Raw genomic sequence first — 248 nt, forward strand, 5'->3', positions numbered from 1 at the left:
CCGGCTTCATGCAGCACCTGCAGCGCATCGCCCGCAAACAGTGCGTGCGTCACAGCCACATCCACCGAGGCGGCACCCGCCTGCAGCAGCAGCCGCGCGGCCAGCGCCAGCGTGCGGCCGGTGCTGGCCATGTCGTCCAGCAACACCACGGCCCGGCCCTGGGCGTTGAGTGGTGGCAGTTCGATGGCCACATGGCGATCGCCATGGCGCACCTTGGTGCACACGGCATGGTCAAAGCCGTGGCGCGC

1 protein-coding gene is annotated in these 248 nt (G+C 70.2%); it reads right to left on the bottom strand.

All coding sequences use genetic code 11. From position 1 onward, the window contains the following. A partial coding sequence (locus tag ACK4TH_RS13390) for a phosphoribosyltransferase family protein (protein ID WP_409627147.1) occupies nucleotides 1-248 on the bottom strand: 248 nt, incomplete at both ends.

Source organism: Tepidimonas sp., assembly GCF_046292505.1.
In the GTDB taxonomy this organism is placed as follows: Bacteria; Pseudomonadota; Gammaproteobacteria; order Burkholderiales; family Burkholderiaceae_C; genus Tepidimonas.